12 protein-coding genes are annotated in these 12,346 nt (G+C 25.8%); 3 read left to right on the top strand and 9 right to left on the bottom strand.

All coding sequences use genetic code 11. The annotated features are described in order from the left end of the window. Positions 1-205: 205 nt before the first annotated feature. From IR151_RS10495 to IR151_RS10465, 7 genes are all read right to left on the bottom strand, one after another. Entirely contained in the window at positions 206-466 is a 261-nt protein-coding gene (locus IR151_RS10495; protein WP_003422895.1) for an HPr family phosphocarrier protein, read from the bottom strand. A 191-nt stretch (positions 467-657) separates the two neighbouring features. Beyond that, on the bottom strand, positions 658-1,869 hold the full coding sequence (locus IR151_RS10490) for a patatin-like phospholipase family protein (RefSeq protein ID WP_227434476.1): 1,212 nt from the start codon (positions 1,867-1,869) through the stop codon (positions 658-660). A 230-nt stretch (positions 1,870-2,099) separates the two neighbouring features. Beyond that, the gene (locus tag IR151_RS10485) at positions 2,100-3,833 is read right to left on the bottom strand and encodes an Eco57I restriction-modification methylase domain-containing protein (RefSeq protein WP_227434475.1); all 1,734 of its coding nucleotides are present in this window, start codon (positions 3,831-3,833) and stop codon (positions 2,100-2,102) included. 39 nt (positions 3,834-3,872) lie between these two features. Further along, entirely contained in the window at positions 3,873-4,271 is a 399-nt protein-coding gene (locus IR151_RS10480) for an RrF2 family transcriptional regulator (protein ID WP_227434474.1), read from the bottom strand. Continuing rightward, positions 4,271-5,821 carry a GGDEF domain-containing phosphodiesterase gene (locus IR151_RS10475; RefSeq protein ID WP_227434473.1) on the bottom strand — a complete coding sequence of 517 codons (1,551 nt, stop codon included), beginning with the start codon at positions 5,819-5,821 and terminating at the stop codon, positions 4,271-4,273. The genes IR151_RS10480 and IR151_RS10475 overlap by 1 nt, the downstream gene beginning before the upstream one ends. A 325-nt stretch (positions 5,822-6,146) precedes the next feature. Continuing rightward, a complete protein-coding gene (locus IR151_RS10470) occupies positions 6,147-6,971 on the bottom strand; it encodes an N-acetylmuramoyl-L-alanine amidase (protein ID WP_227434472.1) in 825 nt (274 codons plus the stop codon). A 123-nt stretch (positions 6,972-7,094) separates the two neighbouring features. Beyond that, positions 7,095-7,739, bottom strand: coding sequence for an undecaprenyl diphosphate synthase family protein (locus IR151_RS10465; protein ID WP_227434471.1), 645 nt, complete (start codon positions 7,737-7,739; stop codon positions 7,095-7,097). Between the two features lie 138 nt (positions 7,740-7,877). Here IR151_RS10465 and IR151_RS10460 point away from each other — a divergent pair, with 138 nt between their 5' ends. Beyond that, the gene (locus IR151_RS10460; protein WP_227434470.1) at positions 7,878-8,348 is read left to right on the top strand and encodes a DUF4358 domain-containing protein; all 471 of its coding nucleotides are present in this window, start codon (positions 7,878-7,880) and stop codon (positions 8,346-8,348) included. A 205-nt stretch (positions 8,349-8,553) separates the two neighbouring features. On the opposite strand, the gene IR151_RS20200 is transcribed toward IR151_RS10460, so the two are convergent. Beyond that, the gene (locus IR151_RS20200) at positions 8,554-8,685 is read right to left on the bottom strand and encodes a hypothetical protein (protein WP_255621576.1); all 132 of its coding nucleotides are present in this window, start codon (positions 8,683-8,685) and stop codon (positions 8,554-8,556) included. 21 nt (positions 8,686-8,706) lie between these two features. Next, positions 8,707-9,495: an HAD family hydrolase gene (locus tag IR151_RS10455; protein WP_227434469.1), complete on the bottom strand. Its 789-nt coding sequence runs from the start codon at positions 9,493-9,495 to the stop codon at positions 8,707-8,709. A gap of 368 nt (positions 9,496-9,863) precedes the next feature. Here IR151_RS10455 and IR151_RS10450 point away from each other — a divergent pair, with 368 nt between their 5' ends. Further along, on the top strand, positions 9,864-10,820 hold the full coding sequence (locus tag IR151_RS10450) for an LCP family protein (RefSeq protein ID WP_227434468.1): 957 nt from the start codon (positions 9,864-9,866) through the stop codon (positions 10,818-10,820). Positions 10,821-11,155: 335 nt separating this feature from the next. Beyond that, a complete protein-coding gene (locus tag IR151_RS10445; protein WP_227434467.1) occupies positions 11,156-12,121 on the top strand; it encodes an LCP family protein in 966 nt (321 codons plus the stop codon). Positions 12,122-12,346 lie beyond the last annotated feature (225 nt).

Raw genomic sequence — 12,346 nt, 5'->3', positions numbered from 1 at the left:
TATCTTACTTATTTCATCATTTAAAATATTTATATTTTCATACCCAATTAATAATAATCTTAATCTTCTGATTAAATAAACATGAAAGTAACAAAGAAACTAAATATTTACAAACTTTTGTCTGTATATTTTTAATGTTTCTCTGTTACTTTTACTCTAAGCAATGATTAGATTATAAATACCAAATTTTTAGAAATTATTATATCTACTCTCCAAATCCACTTTCAACTAATTCAACCATTGCTGCTAAAGCTACTTCTTCATCTTCTCCATTTACAACTAATTTTAATTCTTCTCCTTGAGCTAAACCTAAACTCATTATTCCCATGATTGATTTTGCATTTACAGTTTTGTCTTTTGCCACAACTTCTACTGTTGATTTAAACTCAGCAGCCTTCTTAACAAACATTCCTGCTGGTCTAGCATGTAATCCACTTGCATTTTTGATACTAACTACTTTTTCCATTTTTTAAATCCTCCTATAAACCTAACATTTTATATTTTTTAAAATTGTTTTCCTATTTTTTACTTTAATGGCACTTAGTGGTACTTTTTTGTCCTATGGTCATTTTTTGTTCCCACTAGTGCTACAAAAATATTATACTACTAATATACACTTTTTTCGAGTATAATTACAAATTTTTTTTTGTTTTTTATTTAACTTTGACTTTTTAAGTCTTTTATAATACAATTTGTCAATAATTTTGTGTTTTTGTTCTTTTTAATACTGATTTTAGGTCTAATTTCAAAATTTGATGCTAAATTCTTATTAGAATCAATATTTGTATTTACAACATCTATAACCTTATTAAAATCATATAATTTTACCCTATTTATACTATTTTCTTCAAGTTTTTTCTCATATACACAGTAAAATAAATCTTTATATGAAAAATTTTTGGGTAAACCAAGTGTCTCACCAAGCTTTGGTATTACATTTTCCATAACAGTTCTAAGCGAAACATCTCTTTTTATATTCAATAAGTTACAAATACATTGTATTGTTTCATTACTCATTCTTCTAAATCTATCAAAACAATACTCTTCATCATACTTATACTCTACATCAAAGTAATACTTAATACCATCGCATCTTTCATAAGCTTTCATGGTATCTAAATATCCTAATCGAATATTTTTTTCTACATTATCTCTATCTTTATTAAGAGAACCGCCTAAATATTCTGATGGTATTATGGTTTTTATATTTATATTTTGATGTTTATTTAGGTTCATTTTTCCAAGAAAATCATCAATTAACCTAATTACAACAACATCTTCATATCCTTTATCTTCTAAAAGCCCTATTGGCATATTATCACAAAACATTCCATCCAAATACAATTTATCATCCATTACATTTGTTTGGAAAATAGGCAAACTAGAACTAGCAATTAAATAATCAACCAATCTACCTTGTGGCATATCTTCTATATACAATGGATGAGGATTAATTTTTTTATCCCACCAAACCGTAACAAGTCCAAAGTCTTTTTTTGATTTTCTTATTATATCTTCATTTAATGTAGTTTCCATCAAGTGTCTTAATGGGCTTATATCTATACCTTCATTTTTTCTGGCTTTATTTATAAGTTCAAAAACTGCATTGATATTTTTCGTAGTAAAATCTACATTTTTAAATCTCTCATAGCTTTCTTTGTCAATATTCATAAAATGAGTATAATCATAGTTTAGCCATATATCTTCCATTACCTCAATATCGTTTTGAATTATATATGCTCCATTCAAAGCCCCAATTGATGTTCCTGTTACTCCTTGAAATTCTATACCAAGTTCTCTTAAAGCTTTATACGCACCTATTTGATAAGCTCCTTTTGTTCCTCCACCTTCTAAAACTAATCCTTTCATATTATCACCTACTATTTAAAGCGTTCCTAATTTATATTCCTCAGCAAATATTAATTCAAAAAACTACTTTTAGCTATTGGAGAAAAATAAAATTGTACAAATTTATTTTTATTTTATCAAAAAAATATTCAAAAGTATATATTTTTAATATTTTTTATATGGTTAACTTTTTCTTTATCAATTTAGATAAATTATTAACATTCAACATATTTTTTCATATCCATACTTATTTATATTCCCAAAGAATCTATTACTAATTTATCTATTTTTATCTGCAATTTTTCTACTCTGTCTTTGTCTATTGTTTCATTTAATAAAATTGATATTATTTGTTTTGATAAATCCTCTATTGCTTCATAATTATTATCTCTAAAAATTCTTATCTTCATAACCTTATTAGGATAATAATCATATATATTTTTACTCATTTTTTTAGCTGTTATTTTAAAGTATTTATCATATACACTAGAATTTAAAATTCCAACTAAATATTCATATGAAAATTTATCTAAATACTCATCTTTTATGAAAAAAGAATATACATCTGCACTTGAAAAATTATTATCATAATCTATAGCAAACCTATTTTCTTTGGATTTATATGGATACATTATCTTTTTTCTTTCGAAAAAAAGCTTTTCTCTACCCCATTGAAGCTCATACCACTTTCTTATTCCACTTTTACATTCTCTTCTGTTTTCTAATTTAGTCTTATACACACCTATAATTTCATCAAGTATTTTTTTGTTTTTAACCTCGTCATCTATATCATTTGAGTATATTAACTTATATTTACTTTTCTCTACTACATACTTGTTTATATTTTTGCTTTTTATCCAATCTTTTAAAAGCTTCTCATCTACAAAATTTAATTTTAAATCCCCTTCACTTAAAATAAAAGCCTTATCACATCCTGTAATTATGCCTTGAAAGCTTACAGCTATGTCTTCTAGGCTATATTTACCTTTTTCTTGTATTTTATTATAAAAAGATTCATTATCCTTATTTACAATTATCCATTCATCAGAAAGCAAGTTTTGATTTATATTAAAATATTCAAATTTACTACTATTTAAAAGTTCTTCTAGTGTTTCAAATTTATTTATAGATACATCTTCATTCTTTATTCTAAATATATCTATAGGCGTATCATTCAATTTTTTTTTATTAAAAGTAAGAATACAACTAGAAACACCTATATTTTTAAATATATTTGCACCCAAAAAATCTACTATTTCTTTAATATTAACATTTGACTTAATATAATCTCTCAAATCTTTTCCTGACAAACTTTCTAAGAAATATCTCGGCGTTATAACACTTCCAGTTCCTCCACATTTTAAGATATCTATAATCTTTTTATAAAAACAAAAATATAAGTCAGCTTTATCTTTATAAACTTCACTGTACTTTTCTAAAAGAAATTTTTTATATTTTTTTTCAAGTTTTTTATGTCCAATATACGGAGGATTACCAACTATGTAATCAAACTTATATCGCCAGTTTTTCTTTAGACTATCACAACAAAATAGGTTGATTTTAATACCTTCATCTTCTAAATCATTCGTTGTCTTTTTGTTTTTTAAGCTATCCTTTAGTATATTTATAGCATTTTCATCGATATCAGCACCATATATACAATAGTTCAATATATGATTGTGTATATTATCAATCTGCCAATAATTTTCATCATATTTATTTTTTAATTCATAAATATTTTTTTCAAATAAGTCATATAAAATATCATATACTTCCAAAAGAAAGTTCCCACATCCACAAGATATGTCAAGAATTCTCGGATATGGATTTTTAATTATATCGTGATTTCTCAAGGTTTTTTTAACAATATAATCGACAATGATTTTAGGTGTATAGTATATTCCACCTGCTTTTTTAGTATCTACATCTAAACTATTCTCATACTCTTTAGATAATAGAAAATTATCTTGAGATATATCATCCATAACTGAAAACCTCCAACTATTAGCTAAGCTAAAAATTTATTATTCTAATATCTGTCTTATAGATTTTCTTGATAAAAGTTTATAGATTTCTTTTTCTATCTCTAGTAATTCCTGATTTACCTTGCAACCTTTTAAACAATTACTACAATTAGATACATATCTAGTACATTTATTTATATATATTTTCCCATCAATTATTTCTACAATTGTTCTCAAACTTATTGTATCCAATGATACATTTAACATGTATTTCTTTCCATCTTCTTTATTAAAAGTAAGTAAATTATTTGCACAAAGTTTTCTAAGTAGTTTATATAGTGTTAATATTGGTATATCTTCATTCTTTAATATTGTTTTGACATCTATTGGATTATTTTCTCCATTATTAAATATAGCTCTTACAATTCTTATTGCATAATCTACGTCTTCTGAAATCATTATTCCACCTCCTCAACTGCCATATATTCTTTCAAAAGACTCTCTTCTAAACTTATATTACTTCTTCCAGTAAGAAGTTCCTTGTAACTACATTCATCTATTGGCTTAGAAAATACATAACCTTGTATAAAATTACATCCCATATTATTTAAAACTTTAACTTGTTCCATATCCTCTACACCTTCACATATAACAGCTAGATTTAAATCGTGCGAAAGATTAACAATGGCTTTTATCATAACCTTTGTTTTTGAGTTGGTTACTATATCTAATATAAGTGACCTATCAATTTTTATAACATCTACTGGTATCCCCTTAAGATTGATAAAATTTGAGTTCCCTATGCCAAAGTCATCCAATGATATATTCATACCTAAAGATTTAATTTCATAAAGTCTCTCACTAATAAATTTTACATCATTTAAAGCTGTTGTTTCTGTTATTTCTATTTCTACAAGTTTTCTAGGAACATTATATGTATCAAACATCGACTTAAAAAAATCTACTAAATCATTCTTATAAAGTTCTACTCTAGATAAATTTATTGAAACTGGTAAAACATTTATCCCTTCTGAAATCCATTTATCAATAGTAATAAAAACTTCTTCAATCACCCATCTACCAATATTATTTATCAAACCACTTTTCTCAGCTATAGGTATAAAATTATTTGGAGCAACCATACCTAAGGTTGGATGAATCCATCTTATTAATGCTTCTGAACCTATAATTTTATTTGTACTTGAATCAAATTTAGGTTGGTAGTGAATTATGAACTCTTTGTTTTTAATAGCTAAAAATAAATCTTGTTCTATTTTCATAAGTGATTTTATTTCTTTTTCCATAGCATCATCAAATTCAACATATTCTATATGCTTTAATCCTTTTGATTTAATTCTTGCCATATCAGCATTATCTATGGCTTTTTTTATGTCAATTTCATCATTATTAAATTTATAAATACCAATAGAAGCTTCAATGTTTATATTCATTTTAAAACTATCTATCTGACTCAAGGTCACAATTTTATTTTTAATAAGGTTTGCCAAATTAGGAATCTTTTCATCTCTATCTTCAAGTTTTATTATTAATAAAAAGACATCGCTTTTTAACTTTCCATAAATAGCTTCATTTCCAAAATAATTTTTTAAGTTGTTTGAGATATTGTCTAATGCTTCATCCCCTAGCTTATAACCATATATCTCATTTATAAGTTTAAGTCTGCATAAATCAAAGCATGCTAACACACAATTTTCTCTCTTATTAGCAAATATATAACTTTGAATATGTTGTAAAAAGTCATCATCCTTAGTGATGTTTATAAGTTTATCCAAATTACTTGTGATATCTAAATTAATTTCGTCTTCATATGCCTTAACCTTAAGGTATGAAATAAACATACTTATGCTAAATAAGATTAATAAAAGCAAAATTTGACTCTTAATGTCTATTCCAATATGCTTCGTAAGTAAAACTATTCCCAAAACACCAATTATAATAAAAACTATTTTATTTAACCAACAAATTTTCATTATACTTTTTTTATTCATATAAATTCCCCTATATTATTTTTTAAATTATTTTACAATCAAACTTTTTTTATATTATATATTAATTATAAGGCACAATTGCTAGTAAATCAATCTAACTTAAAATCACATATAAATAACTCCATTTCTACGATTTTATTTCTCTATTTTTTTCAAATACCAACTAATTTTGACAAAAAAAACTATGAAGACAGACATACATAAAACAGTCTGTAGTTTCATAGTTCTTGAATCTAAATAATCTTTTCAGTATGAAATCATACTTTTAATATAATTCACACCTTTGCATTTTTAATTTAACTTTTACATTTAGATAATAATTAAATCATTTGTTTCCCTTAGAATCCAAATATGAAAGTATACCTTGAACAATTCCCTCTGTAAGTTGCTCTTGATATTTCGCATTTATTATTTTTTGCTCTTCTGAAGGCGTTGTTAAAAAACCACACTCTATTAATATAGCTGGCATATTTGATTCTCTAAGTACTTCAAAATTATTTTCAATTATTCCCCTATCCCTTACTTTAACATAAGATGCTATTGTACTTTGAACTGTTTGTGCAAATTCTTTTGAGCCATCTGTAGCTTTATTTCTATACCATGTTTCTATACCCGTTGCTGTATTTCCATTTTTTTCTGCATTTAAGTGTATAGAAACAAGTACATCAGCAGAGCTATTTTTTGCTAAGTTTACTCTATCCATTAATGATACATATGTATCATCAGTTCTAGATACAACTACTTGAATGTCCTTTTGCTTAGCTAATTTATTTGCTAATTTCTTTGAAATTTGTAAAGTGAGGTCTTTTTCATATCTGTTACTAGTTTTACTTTGAGTTCCTTTATCATTTCCTCCATGACCTGGGTCTATAAAGACAGTATATTTTTTGTTTTTATTTTCGTTTTCATCACCAAGGTCAAATTGTTCTGAGTCAACTTTTTGTTGTTGATTTGCTTTATTATTTTTATCCATCCCTTTGACCAAAGCTACTACACCTTGAGTAGCCTTAAATGCAATAAATAAAAATAACGCTGTAAAGCAAATCAGTACTACTAACTTTTTTTTATTTATTTTTCTTTTTTTTCTATTTAGATAGCTGGTATTTTTAGATTTGTTTCTTGAATTATTGTTATTATTGCTTTTCGACATTTCTTCACCCTTCTTGGTATAGATTTTTACATTTTTTCATATTATTAGTGTTATTTTACCACCAAGAAGTTTTTTTTTCAATAATTTAAAATACTCTACAATCTAAAAACTGAAATTTCTTAATTATCCGCCTAAAGTGACATCTTGTGTATCATACCAACTAAAGGCATCTTTTATATCATCACCTCTGAAATCTGGCCAATAATTATCTATAACATAAAAGTCTGCATAAATTGATTGCACAGGCAAGAAACCGCTTAATCTGCGTCTTCCTCCCCATCTAATTATCAAATCCAGTCTTGACACATCAAATGACTGTATGTAATCCTGTATGTTATTCTTATTTACATTTTCTACTCCTGATATATTATTTAAATCCCAATACCATCCATAATTTACCAGTAAATTTGCTCTTATCTGTCCATCTTTAGCTTGAATTCGATTTGTATATGGTAATAATTCTTCTGGGAACATTGGAGATTTTGTGTTTCCAACAACTAGTAAAGCTGCACCTTCTTCTATCAATATATTTGCTGCATCAATACATGCTTTTGTAAACGCTTTTGTCTGAACTGATGGACGTCTTGTATTATCAGTTGTAAATCCATAAAAAGTTACTTCTTCACAACCTAAATCTCTACATAATCTATAAGATTCTAGTCCAGGATTTATTCCACTTTCATATCCTCTATCCTTTGTCATTCCATTTTGACTTGCCCATCTTCTGTTTCCATCTGGGATAATTCCTACATGTTTTGGTACTCTCATTTTTAATCACCTCTTAATAGGTATTATTATCAAATTCTTACATTATTAATCAAAACTGTAACATTAAATACATTTATTTTTATATAATTATGTAGTAAACTAAATTAAGATAGAGTTAAAAAAACTTGGAGGTTTCTCATGAAAAAAATTTTAATGTTGTTTTTTTCAATAATCTTATCCTTTGGAATGGTTAGTTGTTCTTCAAGTAGCGATTATAAAAACGTTTCTACATCAAAAATTGAAAAAGCATTAAAGTCTTCTGATTTGCTTATAAAAGAATCAAAATTTTTTGATGCAAAAGAATTTAATTATTTTAACGATGTAGAAGAAGACATTACACAAGGTTTTGTAATCAATTCTTCTGAAAAATTATATCTAGAAGATATCATTGTCATAAAAACTGACGATGTAAATAAAATCTATAAAACTCTAGAAAATTATAAAAGAGACATGATTCAAGCACCTTTTGGAGAAGGACATGGAGAAAAAAACAATTCTGAAATAGCAAACAGTACTATTGTTGAAAAAGCAGGTAAATATGTTTATTTGATTTCCGCAGAAAATGTATCTCAAATAGAGGACAAAATACTGAGTATCATAAAAAAATAAATATCTTTATTGATGTTTATTAAATATCAATGTAATTTTTATATAAATAAATTTATTTTATCAAAAATTACATTGATATTTTTTATTTATTCAATTAGTATCATTTAACTCTCTTTGATATTTATATTTTTCTTTTTTCCTAAAACTAAACTTATTAATATCAAATCGACCATAATTACAGTCAATACTAAGTATGTCATCCATGCTAATGTATATCCACCAGACATATCATATAGTTAGTTTCTATTTCTGCAATTTCTCCCAATACTTCTTCAAGCTGTAATTTATATGCTTCCTTTAACTTATCATTTATACCAGCCAAAATAATCTTTTTCATTTAGACCACCATCATAGATGGCTATCCAATTTTTATGACTTCTTTTATCTTATCTACAACACCATTTTCAGTATTTCTTTTTGCTCTAAATCTAGCAATTTCTTTCAAATACTCATTTGCATTCTCCATGGCATAGCTATGATAAGCACTCTTCATCATTTCCACATCATTCAATTGGTCACCAAATACCATAGTTTCTTCATATTTTATATCTAACATTCTTTGTACTTTTTTTATGGCACTTCCTTTATTCGCACCTTTTGCAGTTAAGTCAAGCCACTCTACCCCAGAAATACATACTTGAGCTCTATCAGAAAACTTATCAAAGTAGATACTATTGTTATGTTCTGCACCTTTGAAATCATGTATAGCTATCTTTAATATATCACCTTCTACTTCAGTCAAGTCATCTACAATTTTAAACTTTGCATAGTAAGTATTAACTTCTTCTATAAAAGCTTCATCTTTGCTCTCTATATAGGCGTATTTTTTACCACTCATTACAATTTTTTTCCCTTTTATACTTCTTGTTGTCTCTATGATTTCATTTACTAACTCTTTATCCAAAGGATTTGATAATATTTCTTCTCCTTTATATACTACTAATGTTCCATTCTCTGAGATAAACATCATATCATCTTTTATATCTTCAAATTTTTTTATAAGATTTTGATACTGCCTGCCACTTGCAGCAGAAAACATTATTCCCCTCTCTCTTAATTTTTTAAATACTTTATAAAATTCTGGATTTATTTCGCTCTTTTCATCTAACAAAGTTCCATCTAAGTCTGTTGCTATTAATTTTATCATACATTTCCTCCCCCAAATTATATAATTTATGATTATTTTTTATTAATTTTTATCAGTTTAAATTTTCAATTCCTATTATACACCAAAAATTCTAAATTACAATTTACACCTTTTGTAAGATGATATAACTACAATCAGGAAAATATTTTTTCCAATATATACAGTAATTTATAAAAATTTAAATCTTCATATAATTATATTCCAAGAAAATTAATAATAACTACACACTTCCTTCTATAAAATATTATAAAAATAATTATATTATGACAAACTTATGCTAATTTATTGTGTTTTTTATTGCTTATGTAACAATTTTTTAATATAATTAACTATGTGTAATTAAAAAATTTAGAAAGTAGGGGATATTATTGTCAGGACTCAAAAAATTTGTTATATTTCTAGCCCTTTTAGTCATAGCATTTCCTGTCAGTGTATACGGATATGTTTTTACTAAATTAAAAACTATCCAAGATGATAGTATAAATACAGAGGCTCTTAGCAGTAATGACTATAAAAATGAAGAAGATATTACAAATATATTATTATTAGGTACAGATGCAAGACCAGGAGAAGAAGTTTCTCGTTCTGATGCCATGATGATATTAACTATTGATAATAAAAATAAAAGTCTTAAATTAACATCATTAAATAGAGATACGTACGTTAATATACCAGGACATGGAGAGCAAAAATTAACACATGCTTATGTATATGGTCAAGCTAATTTATTAATAGAAACTATAGAAGAAAATTTCCAACTAGATATACAGAATTATGCTGTAGTTGACTTTTTCTCTTTTATGGATATAGTTGATGCTCTAGGAGGGGTTACTGTTACAGTTGATAAGAGTGAAATAAGAGAATTAAACAAATTTATACCTGAAACTTATAAATGGCATAAAAATTCTGACAAAGGCTCTCTTGAGTATATAAGAAGTTCAGGTGAGCAAAAACTAAATGGATATCAAACACTTGCATTTTCTCGTATAAGAAAAAATGATAGTACAGATGAGAGAGATAGAAGACAAAGAAGTGTTATACAAAGTTTAATAAATGGTGTTAAGGATTTACCAGTTACCAAATATCCTAATCTAGTTAATACTATACTTCCATATGTTAAAACTAATATGAGTCCTAATGAAATAATTTCTCTAGGAACAAAACTTTTAAGTATTGGAAACTTAGACTTAAAATCAATGGAATTCCCTCTTTCTACTGAAAATGGTAGAAAAATTGGTAGTGCAGGCTATGTAATTCCTTTTGAAGAATATGAATTAGATGCAATGCACGACTTCATATTTGAAGATATTATGGTTGAAGAGTAAAATATTTATTTACATTAATAAAAAGTTATATACAGAATTTGACAGTAAGTGCATGCCTTTCAAGAAGCAAATTATTTTGTAATTGATAGGTGTGTACTTATTTTTATTGTAAAAAAACATATAAATCTTATTTTTCTTTAAAAATTTAATTAATTTTTTAAAGAGTATACTACACATACTTTTAATTATATATAAATTGACAAATTTTCTTATAAATTATGCCATTGTCTTTTTTTTGTAACTGAAACAAGTATTGAATATATCTCAATACTTTAATATAATTAAGTGTATGCTATTAAAAAATATACAGGAAAAAGAAGAAAGAAGGGGTACTTTTGTCAAAATTAAAGAAATTTGTTATACTACTGGCTTTCTTGGTAGTAATATTCCCTATAAGCGTCTATGGATATTTTTATTATAAATTATCTACTATTCATGACTCAAGCATAAATAGTGATTTATTAGATAATAATGACCATAAAAATGAAAATGGGATAACTAACATACTACTTATGGGAACAGATGCTAGACCAAATGAAGATTCTTCAAGGTCAGATGCTATGATGATATTAACTATTGATAACAAACATAATGATATCAAACTTACATCATTAGCTCGTGATAGCTATGTAGACATCCCTGGTCATGGTAAACAAAAACTTACTCATGCCTATGCTTATGGACAAGCTGATTTGTTAATACAAACAATTGAAGAGAACTTTAATGTTGATATTCAAAATTATGCTTGTGTTAATTTCGAATCATTTATGTATATAATTGATGCTATTGGTGGCGTTGAAGTTACAATTGAAAAAGGAGAAATACGTGAATTAAATAAATTTATTCCTGAAACTTATGGTTGGAATAAAAGTGATGATAAAGGTAGCATACAATATATTAGAAAATCTGGAGTACAAACTTTAAATGGATATCAAGCATTATCTTTTGCACGTATCAGACATAATGATACAGCTTTTGCAAGAGATGGAAGACAAAGAGAGATTATACAAGCTATAATCAAGAAAACAGAAACGTTACCTGTTACTAAATATCCAGGTTTATTAGATGCTGTTCTTCCATATGTTAAAACTAATATGAAGCCTAATGCAATACTTTCTCTAGGAGCTCAAGTTTTAAAAATGGGTGACTTAAATGTTAAACAATTTGAATTCCCTATTGATGATGAAATTCATAGTACAGGTGGTATATATGGAAAAGCTGGTTGGGTTCTTAGATTTGATCCAGATACTTTAGATATATTACATGATTTTATATTTAATGATATAGAATTTAAACAATAATAACACTAAAAAACATTTAATACAAATATTATTATAAAATATAAGATTAAATATAGAAAAAGAACTATATTACATAATTATTTTCAAGTTATTATCCATGCTTGATTATAAAATGTATATAGTTCTTTTTTTAATTTCTACTTTTATTTAATACTTTTTAATTTAACATTTTCCAATTTAATACTTTTATTTTAATTTGCCTTTATAGAATTTATAATATAGCAT

It is taken from the genome of Clostridioides sp. ES-S-0006-03 (assembly GCF_020662275.1).
In the GTDB taxonomy this organism is placed as follows: Bacteria; Bacillota; Clostridia; order Peptostreptococcales; family Peptostreptococcaceae; genus Clostridioides.
This window is presented reverse-complemented; position numbering and strand designations above follow the sequence as displayed.